13 protein-coding genes and 1 pseudogene are annotated in these 15,155 nt (G+C 60.7%); 3 read left to right on the top strand and 11 right to left on the bottom strand.

Annotated elements, in window-relative coordinates:
• The first annotated feature begins 3 nt into the window (after positions 1 to 3).
• Positions 4 to 1,089: a serine protease gene (locus B3C38_RS11135; RefSeq protein ID WP_286727116.1), complete on the top strand. Its 1,086-nt coding sequence runs from the start codon at positions 4 to 6 to the stop codon at positions 1,087 to 1,089.
• A gap of 266 nt (positions 1,090 to 1,355) precedes the next feature.
• Here B3C38_RS11135 and B3C38_RS11140 read toward each other — a convergent pair whose 3' ends face one another.
• The 7 genes and pseudogenes from B3C38_RS11140 to B3C38_RS11170 all read right to left on the bottom strand — a co-directional run.
• Positions 1,356 to 2,657: a hypothetical protein gene (locus B3C38_RS11140; RefSeq protein ID WP_286727117.1), complete on the bottom strand. Its 1,302-nt coding sequence runs from the start codon at positions 2,655 to 2,657 to the stop codon at positions 1,356 to 1,358.
• A 261-nt stretch (positions 2,658 to 2,918) separates the two neighbouring features.
• A complete protein-coding gene (locus tag B3C38_RS11145; protein WP_286727118.1) occupies positions 2,919 to 4,316 on the bottom strand; it encodes an aldo/keto reductase in 1,398 nt (465 codons plus the stop codon).
• Positions 4,317 to 4,328: 12 nt separating this feature from the next.
• Positions 4,329 to 5,843 (bottom strand): 4Fe-4S binding protein, encoded by a 1,515-nt coding sequence (locus B3C38_RS11150; protein WP_286727119.1) that lies wholly within the window; start codon positions 5,841 to 5,843, stop codon positions 4,329 to 4,331.
• Between the two features lie 10 nt (positions 5,844 to 5,853).
• On the bottom strand, positions 5,854 to 6,411 hold the full coding sequence (locus tag B3C38_RS11155; protein WP_286727120.1) for a flavodoxin: 558 nt from the start codon (positions 6,409 to 6,411) through the stop codon (positions 5,854 to 5,856).
• 21 nt (positions 6,412 to 6,432) lie between these two features.
• Positions 6,433 to 6,972 carry a flavodoxin family protein gene (locus B3C38_RS11160; protein WP_026318371.1) on the bottom strand — a complete coding sequence of 180 codons (540 nt, stop codon included), beginning with the start codon at positions 6,970 to 6,972 and terminating at the stop codon, positions 6,433 to 6,435.
• A 15-nt stretch (positions 6,973 to 6,987) separates the two neighbouring features.
• Positions 6,988 to 8,271, bottom strand: coding sequence for a cupin domain-containing carboxymuconolactone decarboxylase family protein (locus tag B3C38_RS11165; protein ID WP_286727122.1), 1,284 nt, complete (start codon positions 8,269 to 8,271; stop codon positions 6,988 to 6,990).
• Positions 8,272 to 8,405: 134 nt separating this feature from the next.
• Positions 8,406 to 8,597 (bottom strand): annotated as a pseudogene (locus B3C38_RS11170) (aldo/keto reductase); the annotation flags it as partial.
• A 166-nt stretch (positions 8,598 to 8,763) separates the two neighbouring features.
• Between B3C38_RS11170 and B3C38_RS11175 the strand changes: the two are divergent.
• Positions 8,764 to 9,660: a helix-turn-helix domain-containing protein gene (locus B3C38_RS11175; protein ID WP_117506734.1), complete on the top strand. Its 897-nt coding sequence runs from the start codon at positions 8,764 to 8,766 to the stop codon at positions 9,658 to 9,660.
• Between the two features lie 348 nt (positions 9,661 to 10,008).
• Here B3C38_RS11175 and gpmA read toward each other — a convergent pair whose 3' ends face one another.
• The 4 genes from gpmA to B3C38_RS11195 all read right to left on the bottom strand — a co-directional run bounded on the left by gpmA (position 10,009) and on the right by B3C38_RS11195 (position 13,828).
• Positions 10,009 to 10,755 carry a 2,3-diphosphoglycerate-dependent phosphoglycerate mutase gene (gene gpmA, locus B3C38_RS11180; RefSeq protein ID WP_237956877.1) on the bottom strand — a complete coding sequence of 249 codons (747 nt, stop codon included), beginning with the start codon at positions 10,753 to 10,755 and terminating at the stop codon, positions 10,009 to 10,011.
• Positions 10,752 to 11,768: a 2-hydroxyacid dehydrogenase gene (locus B3C38_RS11185; RefSeq protein ID WP_286727124.1), complete on the bottom strand. Its 1,017-nt coding sequence runs from the start codon at positions 11,766 to 11,768 to the stop codon at positions 10,752 to 10,754. The genes gpmA and B3C38_RS11185 overlap by 4 nt, the downstream gene beginning before the upstream one ends.
• Before the next feature lie 56 nt (positions 11,769 to 11,824).
• On the bottom strand, positions 11,825 to 12,874 hold the full coding sequence (locus B3C38_RS11190; protein ID WP_286727125.1) for a class I fructose-bisphosphate aldolase: 1,050 nt from the start codon (positions 12,872 to 12,874) through the stop codon (positions 11,825 to 11,827).
• Between the two features lie 99 nt (positions 12,875 to 12,973).
• Positions 12,974 to 13,828, bottom strand: a complete 855-nt coding sequence (locus B3C38_RS11195; protein ID WP_055201993.1) for a helix-turn-helix domain-containing protein — start codon at positions 13,826 to 13,828, stop codon at positions 12,974 to 12,976.
• A 162-nt stretch (positions 13,829 to 13,990) separates the two neighbouring features.
• Here B3C38_RS11195 and B3C38_RS11200 point away from each other — a divergent pair, with 162 nt between their 5' ends.
• Positions 13,991 to 15,154: an efflux RND transporter periplasmic adaptor subunit gene (locus B3C38_RS11200; RefSeq protein ID WP_286727126.1), complete on the top strand. Its 1,164-nt coding sequence runs from the start codon at positions 13,991 to 13,993 to the stop codon at positions 15,152 to 15,154.
• Position 15,155 lies beyond the last annotated feature (1 nt).

A 15,155-nucleotide genomic window follows, 5' to 3' on the forward strand; every position in this document is an offset into this window, starting at 1 on the left:
CCTATGGAACAGAACAATATTTACAAGACGGTATTCAAAGTGACTCATTCGGGCGGCTCGGGCAGTTGCTTCTACCTCAAGGCCTATGACCTTTTCGTGACGAACTACCACGTGACCGAGGGCTTCCGCACCGTCGCCATCCACGACAACGAGCGCAACCCGTACCTGGCCAAGGTCGTGCTGGCAAACCCGGCGATGGACATCGCCCTGCTGGCGGCCGAAGGGGATTTCTCCTCGCTGCCGGACATTTCGCTCGCCGAGGACGACACGCTGACGATCGGCCGCAAGGTCTACGTCGCCGGGTATCCCTACGGCATGCCCTTCACGATCACCGAAGGTTCGGTGTCATCGCCCAAGCAGCTGATGGACGGCAAATACTACATCCAGACCGACGCCGCGGTGAACCCCGGCAACTCGGGCGGCCCGATCCTCGACGAAGACAACCGGGTGGTGGGCGTGACGGTGAGCAAGTTCACGCAGGCCGACAACATGGGCTTCGGCATCCGGGTCGAGACGCTGCACGCACTGCTGGATACGATCGGCGACCTCAACCGCACGGTATTCCAGGTGCAGTGCGGCAGCTGCGAGGAGCTGATCGCCCAAGAGGAGGAGTATTGCCCGTCGTGCGGCGACAAGCTGCCCGAAGGCGTCTTCGAAGAACGCGAACAATCGCCTCTGGGCGGGTTCGTCGAATCGGCCATCGAACAGATGGGGGTCAACCCTGTGCTGGCACGCGACGGCTACGACTCGTGGTTATTCCACAAGGGAAGTTCGGAGATTCGCATCTTCGTCTACGACAACAACTACCTGTTCTCCACCTCGCCGATCAACCTGCTGCCCAAAAAGGAGGTGGAACCGGTGCTGGACTACATGCTGAGCGAGGATTTCGGCCCCTATAAACTGGGGATCGAAGGCCGCCAGATTTACATCGCATACCGCATCCATCTCTCCGACATCACCGACGAATCGGAGGAGGAGATCCGGAAGAACATCGTCGACCTGGCTTTCCGGGCCGACGCCATGGACAACATGCTGGTGGAACGCTTCGGGTGCGAATTCTCGGAGTATTCGAAGGCGGACGCGCAGTAGGCGCCACCCGCCAAGACAAGGCGATGCCGGGCTTCCTGTGAAGCCCGGCATCGTTTATTCCGGCATTGCACAAACCGGCGCTACGGGTTCCGGAAGGGCACGGGATCAGTAAGCGGCATCACGACGGCCGGGAACGGGCACCGTGCGGGCAAAACCACGCGACCAGGGCGCCATCGGGCAGCATGCGGCCGATACCCCGCAGTACGACACTATACGGACAGGCCGCCGGCTATCGGGACGACACCCCGCCAAAGCTGGAGTGGCGGCTACCGGAAAAGCTCCTTCAGCTCCAGCCAGAAGTCCCTCGGGCGTTCGCCCCTGTCCGGGCAACAGGCGCCGATGGCCGTGGAAAGCCGCGCGTAATTCTTCAGGTAACACGAAGAGAGGCGCACCTCGCGGCGCCCGCCTTTCAGCAGGTAACGGTATTCGTACACTTCGCCCCGGCTGACAAGGACGGATGTGGTGACACCGTCGAAGTCGTGCATATCGTACCTGCGGGTCATGCCCAGCCCCATATAAGGTGTAACGCAGAGCGTCCCGGCATCGAGGCACAACCTCACGGCCGAGCGCCGCAACTCCCCGAACACCAGCCAGCAGGAGCCGAAAAGCATCACAGCGGCAGCCAGGTACAACGCGAATGGTTTTGCCCCCGGGGCGAACAGGAGGCACAGGAACACGGCGCTGAACCCGACGAAGAGCAGGGCAAGGGCGAGGAGCATATACCCGCGCCATGAAAACCGCGACACGACGGCATTCCTGCCGGCCGCGACCGTATGGTCGCGTACGAACACCGCGCCCCAGAGCGCCAGCAGCGCACCCACCGGCACATAAAGCCACCACCGCCCGAATGACACGGCGGCCGAAGCGGGTTTTACGGTGACGACATAAGGTTCCGCGGCGAACTCCCGGCCGCCGAACGACAACCGCGGGACACAGGAATACGTGCCGGGGCCGTCACCGGCGACCCGGTAGTGGTAAACAAACTCTTCGAGGCCGTTTTTCTCGGAATAACCGGACATCAGGGGCGCCACATCCTCACCGTTCACGGCCAGCAGCGGCTCCCTGCGGTCGGGCCGGCGGTCGCACGTAAGGCGCAGGATATGCCCGCCCATCCGCCGCGAGACGACCGAGTCGTATACGATCCGGCATTGCGGCTGCACGGACACCAGCGCGGGGAGTATCTTAACGCGCAAGCCCACGCAGCGGCACGTCTGCCCGCCGACAACCGCCGTCGTTCCGGGAATAACCAGCTCTCCGCCGACCGCAGAACGGACGAGGTAACGGTATGCATGGGTTTCGGAACGGGTCATGACGCCGTCGCGTACCGAAGTCTGCGTGCCGCTCGTCCGTCCGAGTTCTCTGACCAGGGTCAGGGAGCCCCAGCAGGGCATTTCTATCGACTCGATCTCCCCGCCGGCCGTATACCACACCTCGAATTCCTGGAGTGCCCTCGGTTGCGAAGGCACGGTTTCGATTCCGAGCTCCTGGGCATGTGCAGGGGCGGCGGCAAACAGGAGGGCCATGAGGAGGGGCAGTGCGAAGCCCGGGCGGCAAAGGTTTTTTTCCATGGGTCAGGCAAGTTTTACGGATCGGCTTCAAAGGTACGAAAAATCCCACGTCCGGCGCAATTCGGAGCCGGTTAATTCATCGCCGGAGGCTTTGCTGCGGGATTCCCGGCAGAAGCGGGCGCGCGGCATTCGGCAGGCAAACCGGATACACGACGCCCGCAAGCGGCATTCCGCATGGAACCTAGATACACGGCGCGCGCAGAAGGAGGGCAGCCAAAAAAAGAACCCCGCAGGCCGGAACGGGCTGCGGGGCCGGAAGGCCTATAAGCTATCCTGTTTGAGATGTTCGGCGAACCGGTCGATGCGGTGCAGTTCCTGCGGGATACGGATATTCTGCGGGCAATGCGGCACGCACTGGTTACAGCCGATACAGTGGTTGGCCTGGCGGAGTTTCGGGACGCTGCGGTCGTAGCCCACCAAAAACGCCCGGCGCGCCCGGCGGTAATTTTCGTCCTGCGACGAGGTGGCGACATTCCCTTCGTTGACACACTTGTTATAGTGCAGCAGGATGGCCGGGATGTCCAGCCCGTAGGGACACGGCATGCAATACTTGCAGTCGTTGCAGGGGATCGTGGGGTAGCGGAGCATCAGCTGCGCCGTCTGTTCCAGAAACTCTTTGTCGTCATCGGTCAGCTCGTCGAGCGGCGAGTAGGTGCGCAGGTTGTCCTGCAAATGCTCCATGTAGGTCATACCGCTCAGCACGGTCAGCACCCCGGGGAACGACCCCGCGAAACGGAACGCCCACGAAGCGACGCTCGACGACGGGCGCCGCTGTTTGAGGTGGGCGGCGATGTGGTCGTGGACATTCGAAAGGCGCCCGCCCAGCAGCGGCTCCATGATGACGGCCGGGATACCGCGCTTCTCCAGTTCGCCGTACAGGTACTCGGCATCGGTATTGCGCGTGTTGACCTCCTTGGCGTGTTTCCAGTCCACGTAATTGAGCTGTATCTGCACAAAGTCCCACTTATAGCGGTCGTGCTGCGCAAGCAGGTGGTCGAACACCGCGATGTCCCCGTGGTAGGAGAACCCGAGGTTGCGGATACGGCCGGCCTCACGCTCGGCAAGCAGGAAATCCAGCATCCCGTTGTCGATGTAGCGGGCTTCGAACTCCTCCATGCCGCTGCCCATGCCCACGCCGTGCAGCAGCAGGTAGTCGATATAATCGACCTGCAGCTCCTGGAACGAATTGCGGTACATGGCCATCGAGGCTTCGCGGCTCCAGGTCGAGGGCGCGAAATTGGACAGTTTGGTGGCAATGAAATACTTGTCGCGGGGATGGCGGCTCAGCGCCACGCCCGTGGCATGTTCGGAATGCCCCCGGCAATAGGCGGGCGAAGTGTCGAAATAGTTCACCCCGTGGGCAATGGCATGGTCGACCAGCGCGTTGACCATCTCCTGGTCGATCTCGTCGCCGCTGTCACGGGCGCTGCCGCTGCTGACGGTCGGCCAACGCATACAGCCGTATCCCAGCAGCGACACCCGGTCTCCCGTCTTGGGGTTGGTACGGTAAGTCATCTGCCCCTGCCGTGCGCCGTCTGCCTCAGAGGCGCTTCCCGCAGAGCGGGGCTTGCAGCCATACAACGCTGCCGTCGTTACGGCAGCACCGGTACCTGCGACTTTCAGGAACTCCCGGCGGCCTATCTTTTTCTTCTCTTTCATACGTTTGAAGCATTAAACGGTACGGTGATTCTGGTGCCCTTCGACATAAATGGCGCTGAACGGACGGCTCGGACAGAGGTTCTCGCAGGCGCCGCAGCCGATGCAGCGGGCCTCATTTACGACCGGAATACGCGGGGAGTCGGGCTTCCCGGGCTCCTTATGCACCATCTGAATAGCCCCGGCGGGGCAGTGGCGGGCGCAGTTGCCGCACTCCACGCCGTCGGTATTGACGACGCAGTTGGCGGCGATCCATACGGCGTGGCCGATCTGCACCGACGACTTGTCCTCCTTCGTGATCGGGCGTATGGCCCCCGTGGGACAGACCTCCGAACACTTCGTACATTCGGGGCGGCAGTAACCCCGTTCGTAGGACATCTCGGGTACCATCAGCGACATCAGCTTGCCCGACGGTCTCAGCACCTGGTTGGGACACACGGCCACGCACAGTTGGCATCCGGTGCAGTGCGCCTCCATATTACGCACGGAGAGCGATCCGGGCGGGGTAATGGGCGTCGTACGCCGGGGGATTTTCTTCTGCTCGATCACGGCCAGGCCGCCGTCGACCTTCTTCTCCTGTGCCCTGACCGTCGCACAGGCCATGACCCCGACCAGCGAAAGGAACTTGCGGCGCGAAGCATCGGCCGGTTCCCCCGCCGCAACGGCCGCCTTCACGGTCGCAGGTTCCACGGCAGCGGGTTTGCGGCCGGCAGCGGGTTTGCGCGAAAAGGAGATCGCTCCCTGGCGGCATTTCCCCAGACAGTCCATGCAGGCCACGCAGCGGCTGTAATCGATCCGGTGCGTCTTCGCGTCGATGCACGACGCCTTGCAGTTGCGGGCACAAAGGCCGCAACCGTTACATTTCGAGGCGTCGATACGCGGCTTGAAAACCGCGAAGCGCGACACGAGTCCCAAGATCGTGCCGACAGGACAGACCGTATTGCAGTAGGTTCGGCCGTTGCGCCATGCCAGCACGGCCAGCACGATGAACGTCACGGCCGCCACAGCCAGCGTCGCGGCGCCCTTGACCCAGACATCGACCGTGTAGAACGCATAGCTGCCGGCCCGCTCGGCCAGATAGGCCAGCAGGTTGTTGCCCCACAGGTAAAGGGGCGCAAAAAGGTTGGACACGATACGCCCGTAGGCGCTGTACGGCGCCAACAGGTTCGACACGGGCTTGAAATGGGCGACCATCGCCACGAGGAACAGCACCAGTACGCCGTAGCGCAGCCACGACAGCGCCCGCGAGTAGCGGAAGCGGTTCTTCCGCCGCCGGGCGGCCGCCCGCGACACGACATCCTGAAAGACGCCCAGCGGGCAGATGACCGAACAGTAGACCCGTCCGAAAAGCAGGGTCAGCAGCACAAGTGCTGCGACCACGCCCGCATTGACGGCCAGGACGGCGGGCAGCAGCTGCACCTTCGCCATCCAGCCGAACCACGCATGGAGCGTTCCCGTGAAATCGAGCAGCAACAGCGTGATCACCGTGAAGAAAACGGCAGCAGCCGTGATTCTGATTTTGCGTAACATCCGTTTTCGTTTATTTTGACAAATTCATTCCCCCGATCCATTTACCGACTGCATCCCGCGAGCCCTTCACGGCACTGCCGCGCACCGGCAGCCCGCCCAGCAGGGTAGCCCCGGGACAGAGCTTTTCGATGTCGTCCTCGCTGCGGCCCATGCGGCTGCCCCCGTGCGTCATGAACGGCGCAACGGTCTTTCCCGACCAGTCGTACGCGGCAAGGAACGTCGCCACGGGCGGCGCGACGGAGCCCCACCAACAGGGCGAGCCGACGAAAACCACGTCGTATGCGCCGATGTCGGGCAGGCGCCCCTTCAGCGCGGGCCGGTATCCCCGGCCGATCTCGCGCTTGGCCTGGGCCGTAACGGCATCGTATTGCGCAGGGTAGGCGCTCTGAGGGACGATCTCGAAAAGATCCCCGTTCGTAGCCTCGGCAATCTGCCGCGCCATTTCGCGCGTGTTGCCGCTATGTGAGAAATAGGCGACGAGCACCTTTTTGCCGGAGGCCGTCTGGGCCTGCATGTCCATGGCCGGGAATAAAACCGCGACGGCCGCTATTAAAACCGATAATCTCATAATCCGTAATTTTCAATCCGTTTATACGCCGCGCCCCATGGCATAGGCCTCATCCATCGCGGGCATCCCCTCGATGTCGCCGGCACGCCATGCCCCGACCCCGTAGACCACGCCTTTCTCGCGGGGGTCTTCGAGGCAGTCGAGCAGGCCGCGGAAACACTCCACCGTGCGTTCCATCATCGGGACGCTCTCTTCGGCGGCCGTCAGGATGAAATAAAACTCCTTACCCTTCATCTCCAGGTAGCGGGCGCAGCAGCGGTCGATCAGGGTCTTCATCTGTGCGCTGAGCGTATAGAAATAGACCGGCGTAGCCATCACGATCACGTCCGCTTCGACCATCTTGCCGATCACCCCGGCCGCATCGTCTTTCTGCGGGCAGGGCCCGGCACCGCCGTAGCAGGCACCGCAACCCGTACAATAGCCGATCCTGCGGTCTTTCAGGAAAATCTTTTCGACCTCGTGTCCGGCCTGCTGCGCCCCCGCCATGAAACGGTCGCAGAGCCGGTCGGAATTTCCCCCGCGCCGCGGGCTGGAGGAGAGTATCAATACTTTTTTCGCCATAATCTTCATCTTCGTTTATTCTCTCCCGGGCGCCGCTTCATTCAGGCAGGCGATCGCGTTGAGCGACCGCGGATAGCCCACGTAGGGCAGCAGTTGCGTGATGACGGTCAGCAGCGTCCGTTTGTCGTTGCCCAGGTTCAGGTTGCCGCGGATATGTCCCTTGAGCTGCGGTTCGCAGCCGCCCAGCGTAAGCAGCATCGAAAACGTCAGCAGCTCGCGCGTCCGGGCATCCAACCCGCCGCGGGTGACGTAATCACCGAAACAATTCATCGACAGGTAATCCTGTATGTGTTTCTGGCCTTCGGGGGCCGCTTCGCGCATGGCGTCGATATGTCCTTCGCCGAAAATGGCCTTCTGGACGGCCAGTCCCCTTTCGAACCGCGTCCCCGGCGAGGTCGTCGACTGTCCTTCGAGCGGAAGCGCCACGCCGCGCGTCACCAGCACATCGTTGGTGATATGTACGAAATCGAGCACCTTGGCCATCCCCACGTACGGCACCGCCTGGTAGAGGACTTCCTTCGCCTCGACGGGCGTCACGCCGGCGTTGAGCGCCCCTGCGAGCATCGTCCGGAACTCGGACTGCCCCTGCGCGGCGATACACGATGCGAGGATGCACATCATCCGCGTAGGGGTATCGAGGTCGCCGTAACCGGCGACTTCGCCGAATGCAAAGTTATCAAAAATTTCGATTAATTCGGGATCCGTCGCCCCCTGTCCCGAGGCATCGCCCGAGAAAAGTTCCGCACGGTTGCGGAGCGCCTCGGCGCCCAGCTGCGGAACGACGGCAGCCGCAGGGGCGGTCGCCGCGGCATACTGCGCGTCGTCGACCGGCTCCAGCCACGTATTGCGGTTCGTCTGCGGGTTGGTCTCGACGGCCAGGTGCGAAAACCAGCTGTCGGGGGCCGCGCCGTGCCAGTGCACCACGCCGGGGCCGATCTCGACCACGTCGCCCGGCAGCAATTCCCGCGCAGGTTCGCCCTTCGCCTGATAATACCCCCGGCCGCTCACGGCGACGAGCAGCTGCCCGCCCGTGTGGCTGTGCCAGTTGTTCCGGCAACCCGGCTCGAACGTGACGTTCGAAACGGGGCAGTTCAGGGCCTCGTCACGCGTCAGCCGCGCAAGATAGGCCTGCCCGGTAAAATACTTCGCAAACATTTCCGGCAGCTTCTCCCCCCGGGGAAAAACCGATCCGTATATTCTCTCCTTCGTTTCCATGTTACCCGTATCGTTGGTTTGTGCGTAAATTTCCGCCGTCAGCGCCAGCGCCGCGACAAACGCCGCAAGAATTCCTTTTTTCATCCGTCCGCTATTTATCGAGGTCATACTTCATAGTCCCGAGCCATTCGACCGTCTGCGGATCGTGGTGCGAGAGGAAACAGCTCTGCTTCATGTCGAGCGCGGCGATCCGTACCATATCCTCCGGCGCCCCGCGCAGGGATGCCGCTCCGGCGGACGGCCCGCGCCACGGCGCGTTCGTTCATATAGGCGGCTGCCGTGTCGATCGACCGGTAACCGGCCGCCAGGGCATCAGACACGCACCGTTCGCAAATCGCCCCGTCCACCTGGTAGACGCCGAACCCCAGCACCGGCATCTCCACACCATTGTTTAAAATCCTCGTTTCCATAGTTTTGACGCCTTAACAAATTATCATGTTGCAAAAGTAGGGTATTCCGCACTGTCCGTCATTACCCGGATTACAGTTCGTCATACCATTATTACCGATCCGCCGCAGCAGGTGCGGCAAGCGAAGAAAAAAACACTAACTTTGTGTCAAACAAACCGGAACAACTATGGAAGAGATCGCAAGGCTGGATCATGTGTACCAGTATAACGAACTGATGGGAATCGAAACCCTGCACCCGCTGGTCAGCGTCATCGACATGTCGAAATGCCCGCGCATGCGTCACTCGCGCCGCCTGTACGGGTTCTACTGCATCTTCCTGAAAGATGTCAAATGCGGCGACCTGCGCTACGGGCGCAACTACTACGACTACCAGGAAGGGACGCTCGTTTTCACGGCCCCGGGACAGGTGGTCGGCGTCGAGGATAACGGCGAGGTTTTCCAGCCCAAAGGCTGGGCGTTGCTGTTCCACCCCGACCTGATCCGCGGCACGTCGCTCGGGCGCAACATCGGCCGCTACACCTTCTTCTCCTACGAATCCTACGAAGCGCTGCACCTCTCGGAGCAGGAGCGGCACGTAGTGATCGACTGCCTGCAGAACATCGCGGGCGAATTGCAGCACGCCATCGACAAGCACAGCCGGACGCTGATCGTCTCGAACATCGAACTGCTGCTCAATTACAGCGTGCGCTTCTACGAGCGGCAGTTCACCACGCGCAGCGACGTCAACAAAGACGCCCTGTCGGGATTCGAACGGCTGCTCAACGACTATTTCCGGGATGACGCCCCGCAGCGCGACGGGGTGCCTTCGGTACGCTGGTGCGCTGAGCAGCTGCACCTTTCGGCCAACTATTTCGGCGACCTGGTCAAAAAGGAGACCGGGAAATCGGCGCAGGAATACATCCAGCTGAAAGTCATCGACATCGCCAAGGAACGCATGTTCGACACGACCAAGTCGATCAGCGAAATCGCCTACGAGCTCGGGTTCAGGTATCCGCAACACTTCACGCGCCTGTTCAAGAAGTGCGTGGGGCAGTCGCCCAACGAATACCGGACACAAAACTGACCCGGCGGCACGGCCGGCAAAAGGAGGCGGACGGGAAAAACGGAGAGAACCGGAGAGAACGGCGGACTAAACGGTAAAAACAGGCCGGCACAAACAGCTCGCCAGGTACGATCAGCCCGGATAAAACGCAGTTTCTGCCCCGGACAAAACGCAGGCTTCCGCATCGCGTACGAAAATCCCCGCACACTGGAAAAGTGTACGGGGATTTCAAATACGGGGTACTTCGCGGCATATCCGGCCAACCGGCTCCCTGCCCCGGCCAGTTCCGAACTACACCGGACGCCAGCCAGCCGGCAGCAATTTCCACAGCAGTACCCGTGCGGCATCGGGCGACGGGCGCGCTACGCCTCAGCCTTTCCTGCCCTGATCGGCAACGGCGGCCATCAGCCGGGCTATCTCATCGGGGTCGCCCAGGAAACGATCCCCCGCGTAGTTGAGGCCCTCGTCGAACTCGAAGACATAAGGCACGGCGGTCGGGAGGTTGAACTCCGAAATCGCCTCGTCCGAAATGCCTTTCAGGTGTTTGATGATGCCGCGCAGGCTGTTGCCGTGGGCGACGACCAGGATGGCGTCGTGGTGCGCCAGCGCAGGCAGGATCTCGCATTTCCAGTAGGGCATAATACGCGCGACGGTGTCGCTGAGCGATTCGGTGCGGGGCAGTTCCGCCTCGGGGACATCGCGGTAACGGGGGTCGAAGCGCGGGTTGCGCGGGTCTTCCTCGCCCAACGGCGCCGGGGCGACGTCGTAACTGCGGCGCCAGATGTGCACCTGTTCGTCGCCGTACTTTTCGGCGGTCTCCCGTTTGTTGAGCCCCTGCAACATCCCGTAATGCTTTTCATTGAGCCGCCAGCTCTTCGAGACCGGGATCCAGTCCTGATCCAGTTTGTCGAGCACCACGTCGAGCGTCTTGACGGCGCGTTTCAGGTAGGAGGTATAGGCACGCCCGAACAGGAAACCCTCCTTGCGGAGCAGCTCCCCGGCCCTGGCCGCTTCGGCAACGCCTTTCTCGCTCAGATCGACATCCGTCCATCCCGTAAAACGGTTTTCCCGGTTCCATGTGCTCTCGCCGTGGCGGAGCAAAACTACTTTTTTCATCCTATCGCTTTTTCAGGTTCGGCACGCACCTCGTTCACCAATTTGCGGTGCTTGTCGAAATCGTTAATATTCTGCAATGTAGTATGCGCTATATTATCCAACGCTTCACGTGTGAAAAAACCCTGGTGCGAGGTCATGATGACATTGTTGAACGACAGCAGGCGTGCCAGGATATCGTCGTCCATGATCCGGTCGGAGGTATCCTCGTAGAAATAGGCAGCCTCCTCCTCGTAAACGTCCAGCCCGGCCGCCCCGATCTTCTTCTCCTTCAGCCCCTCGATCAGCGCCTCGGTATGGATCAGCTGGCCGCGCCCCGTATTGATCAGGATCACGCCGGACTTCATCTTGCCGATGGCATCGCCGTTGATCATATAGCGCGTCTGGTCGGTCAGCGGGCAGTGCAGCGAAATGATGTCCGCACGGCGGTAAAGCTCGTCGAGCGTCACGTATTCGACCTGCGCCTCTGCGGCGTATTCCGCATCGGGGAAGATGTCGTAAGCCAGCACCTTCATACCGAACCCCTTGAGTATCCGGATCAGCTCGCGGGCGATCTTGCCGGTACCGACGATGCCCGCCGTCTTGCCGTACATGTCGAACCCCATCAGGCCGTGCAGCGAGAAATTCCCGTCGCGCGTGCGCCAGTAGGCACGGTGGACTTTGCGGTTGAGCGCCAGCATCAGCGCCACGGCATGTTCCGCGACGGCATGGGGCGAATAGGCCGGAACGCGCACGACGGGGATGCCGTATTCGGCCGCGGCCTTCAGGTCTACGTTGTTGAAGCCGGCGCAACGCAGTGCGATCAGCTTCACCCCCATCGCGGCCAGCTGACGTATCGTGCCGGCGTCGGCCGTGTCGTTGACGAAGATGCAGACCGCGTCGGCCCCCTGCGCCAGCAAGGCGTTGTTGCCGTTCAGGTGGCTGCGATGGTAATTGAACTCGAACCCGCAGGACGCATTGGCGCGGTCGAACGACTCGCGGTCGTAGGGTTGGGTTCCGAAGAATGTTATTTTCATAAATGCACTTTTTTCCTCTTTTATCGTACAAAAAAACGGTTTTGCACGGCCGGTTATTATGCGATCGTAACCTCGGGATCGAGACATACGTCCTGGATGGCGTTGAGCAACGCCACGCCCTCCTTCATCGGGCGCTGGAACGCCTTGCGGCCGCTGATAAGCCCCATGCCGCCGGCCCGCTTGTTGACGACGGCCGTCATCACGGCCTCCTGCAAATCGGATGCCCCGTGCGACTCGCCGCCCGAATTGATCAGCCCGACGCGTCCCATGTAACCGTTGGCCACCTGGTAGCGGCAAAGGTCGATCGGATGCTCGGTCGTCAGCTTCGTGTACACCTCGTCACGCGTCTTGCCGAAGCCGACGGCACGGAACCCGCCGTTGCTCTCGGGCAGCTTCTGCTTCACGATGTCGGCCTTGATCGTCACGCCCAAGTGGTTCGCCTGCCCCGTCAGGTCGGCCGAAGCATGGTAATCCACCCCGTCCTTCCTGAAACCTTCGTTGCGCAGGTAGCACCACAGAATCGTAGCCATGCCCAGCTCGTGCGCATAGTCGAACGCCTGGGCTATCTCCACGAGCTGGCGGCGGCTCTCCTCCGACCCGAAATAGATCGTAGCCCCCACGGCGGCGGCGCCCATGTTCCAGGCATCGCGCACGGTGCCGAACATCACCTGGTCATAGGTGTTGGGGTAGGTGAGCAGCTCGTTGTGGTTGAGCTTGACGATGAACGGTATCTTGTGTGCATATCTGCGTGCCACGGCGCCCAGCACGCCGAAGGTCGAAGCCACGGCGTTACAGCCGCCCTCGATGGCCAGCCTGACGATATTCTCCGGGTCGAAATAGGCCGGGTTCGGGGCGAACGACGCCCCGGCGGAGTGTTCGATGCCCTGATCTACGGGCAGGATCGAGACATAGCCCGTACCGGCCAGGCGCCCGTGGGCGAGGATCCATTGCAGGCTGCCGAGCGTCCGGATGTTACGGTCGGATTCGATCCAGACCTTGTCGACCGTATCGGGTGCGGGTAGGTAAAGCAGGCGCTTGTCGATCGTCCGGCAGACATGGGAAAGGTAGTATTCGGCCTTTCCCCCGAGAATTTCAATGGTTTTCATAATTTTGCGATATTAAGCGATTCGAAGCTCCTTACTGCAATTCGGGTTCCAAACACGCCGGCGCCCCGCGACAAAACGAAAGCCGCCCGGCGGGGCGGCTTATTTCTTGGAATTGCGGTACTCGGTGGGAGATTCACCCGTATGTTTCTTGAAATAACGCCCCAGGTAGGACTGGTCGGGGAAATGCAGGCGGTAGGCGATCTCCTGCACCGACAAGTCGGTCGATTGCAGGAGCATCTTGATCTCCAGCAAGACCGACCGGTCGATAAACTCCTTGGCGGTGCTGTGCGCGATCGTGCGCACGATGGTCGAGAGGTAACGGGTGGAAATGCAGAGTTTGTCGGCATAAAACGACACTTCGCGCTCCTGCGAACCGAACTCGTGCACGAAGGCCACGAACCTGTGGAACAGTTCGGTCTGCCGCGTGGTCGATTCGGGCACCTGGCGCTGCATGCCCACAAAACGCTGCAACTTGTCGTAAATCTCCATCAGCACATTCTGCAAACGGTTGCGGATGATCGTGTTGCGGAAAATATTATTCCGGTCGCGGTAGGTATAAGCCGCCATCTGAAACCAGATGGCAGCCCCCTCGACGATACGCGCCGGGGGATAGGCGATCGGATTCTCGCGCAGGGTGCGGAAAAAGGAGGGCTCGAGCCGGAGCCGAAACGCCGCCTCGGAAAAAATATCGTGCGAAAAGGCGCAGAACGTCATCCGGAAGTCATCGGTTCGCTCCGTGAGCATCAGCATCGAACCGGGCAGTACGAGCACCAGGGTATTCCGTTTCACAAGACCTCCGTATTGGTTTACAGTCACATGGGCGCTGCCTTTGCGGCAAAACAGAATGGCCCCTCCCTCACAGCGGTTCGCATAATTGTTGAAATAGGAAAAATCGGATTCCCCGACTACGAATTGCTCTTCGGCAGTAGTAATTATAGGATTTATGGCAGACATATGAATTCGTTTTTCGAACAAATTTAGCGCATTTTCCGATATTTTCCCAAATTTTGTTCCGAAAAATACCAACACTGTTCGCAATATAAAGGCACGATCACGCCCTTTTTAGGGTACTTTTGCAACGAAAAAAGTTTTTTTAGTTTAAAACAGGAGAAAAGTATGAAGCAAACATTTGTGAAAGCTGCTATCATGGCAAGCTTCATGGCAGCCGTTTCGTGCGGTCAGGCACCCACGGAGCAAGGCCCCGCGCAATACGGCGTGACGACCATTGCCACTACCGACCGCGAAATCCAGAGCAACTACTCGGCAACGATCCGCGGACGCCAGGACATCGACATCTATCCGCAGGTTTCGGGAACCATCTCCGAACTGCGTGTCACCGAGGGCCAGTCGGTTTCGAAAGGACAGACCCTTTTCATCATAGACCAGGTACCTTACAAGGCAGCGCTCCAGACAGCAGAAGCCAATGTCGCAGCGGCAAAGGCCAGCGTGGCAACGGCCCAGCTGACATATGACAGCAAGAAGGAACTCTTCGCAAAGAGCGTCGTGTCGCAGTACGACCTCTCGACAGCCGAAAACACGCTGCTGACGGCAAAGGCGCAGCTCGCACAGGCCGAGGCGCAGCGCGTAAATGCCGCCAATAACCTCTCCTACACGGTCGTGAAGGCCCCGGCCAACGGCATGGTAGGTACGCTGCCGTACCGTGTCGGCGCACTGGTGAGCGCGTCGATGCCGCAGCCGCTTACGACCGTTTCGGACAATTCGGAGATGTACGTCTATTTCTCGATGACCGAAAACCAGCTGCTCAATCTGACCCGTAAATACGGCTCGATCGCCAACACGCTCAAGAACATGCCCGACATACAGTTGCAGCTCAACGACGGTTCGATTTACGACCAGACAGGCCGCATCGAGTCGATCAGCGGTATTATCGACACCTCGACGGGCAGCGTGCAGCTGCGCGCGGCATTCCCCAACAAGGGAGGCCTGCTCCACAGCGGCGGCGCAGGAAGCATTATCCTGCCCGTCAATTACACGGATTGCATCGTGGTTCCCCAGGTAGCGACGTTCGAACTGCAGGACAAAGTATATGTATATAAAGTGGTAGACGGCAAGGCTACCTCGTCCATGATCGACGTGGAGAAAATCAACAACGGACGGGAATATATCGTCAAGTCGGGCCTCGTCCCGGGAGACGTCATCGTAGCCGAGGGCGTCGGCCTGCTGCGCGAGGGTACGCCCATCGTAGCCAAGACGCAGGGCGCCGCAGCGCAGGCCACACCGGCAGCCGCAGCCCAAACCCAAACCGAAAAGGAGGAATAAC

Origin of the sequence: Alistipes sp. UBA1686 (assembly GCF_002320215.1) — a bacterium.
Classification (GTDB): Bacteria; Bacteroidota; Bacteroidia; order Bacteroidales; family Rikenellaceae; genus Alistipes; species Alistipes onderdonkii.

Bases quoted from the DNA above. Each gene is read 5' to 3' on its own strand.
- B3C38_RS11185 (WP_286727124.1), bottom strand. From the start codon at position 11,768: ATGAAAATAACATTCTTCGGAACCCAACCCTACGACCGCGAGTCGTTC.
- B3C38_RS11150 (WP_286727119.1), bottom strand. From the start codon at position 5,843: ATGTTACGCAAAATCAGAATCACGGCTGCTGCCGTTTTCTTCACGGTG.
- B3C38_RS11175 (WP_117506734.1), top strand. From the start codon at position 8,764: ATGGAAGAGATCGCAAGGCTGGATCATGTGTACCAGTATAACGAACTG.
- B3C38_RS11140 (WP_286727117.1), bottom strand. From the start codon at position 2,657: ATGGAAAAAAACCTTTGCCGCCCGGGCTTCGCACTGCCCCTCCTCATG.
- B3C38_RS11195 (WP_055201993.1), bottom strand. From the start codon at position 13,828: ATGTCTGCCATAAATCCTATAATTACTACTGCCGAAGAGCAATTCGTA.
- B3C38_RS11190 (WP_286727125.1), bottom strand. From the start codon at position 12,874: ATGAAAACCATTGAAATTCTCGGGGGAAAGGCCGAATACTACCTTTCC.
- B3C38_RS11135 (WP_286727116.1), top strand. From the start codon at position 4: ATGGAACAGAACAATATTTACAAGACGGTATTCAAAGTGACTCATTCG.
- B3C38_RS11160 (WP_026318371.1), bottom strand. From the start codon at position 6,972: ATGGCGAAAAAAGTATTGATACTCTCCTCCAGCCCGCGGCGCGGGGGA.
- B3C38_RS11145 (WP_286727118.1), bottom strand. From the start codon at position 4,316: ATGAAAGAGAAGAAAAAGATAGGCCGCCGGGAGTTCCTGAAAGTCGCA.
- B3C38_RS11155 (WP_286727120.1), bottom strand. From the start codon at position 6,411: ATGAGATTATCGGTTTTAATAGCGGCCGTCGCGGTTTTATTCCCGGCC.
- B3C38_RS11200 (WP_286727126.1), top strand. From the start codon at position 13,991: ATGAAGCAAACATTTGTGAAAGCTGCTATCATGGCAAGCTTCATGGCA.
- gpmA (WP_237956877.1), bottom strand. From the start codon at position 10,755: ATGAAAAAAGTAGTTTTGCTCCGCCACGGCGAGAGCACATGGAACCGG.
- B3C38_RS11165 (WP_286727122.1), bottom strand. From the start codon at position 8,271: ATGAAAAAAGGAATTCTTGCGGCGTTTGTCGCGGCGCTGGCGCTGACG.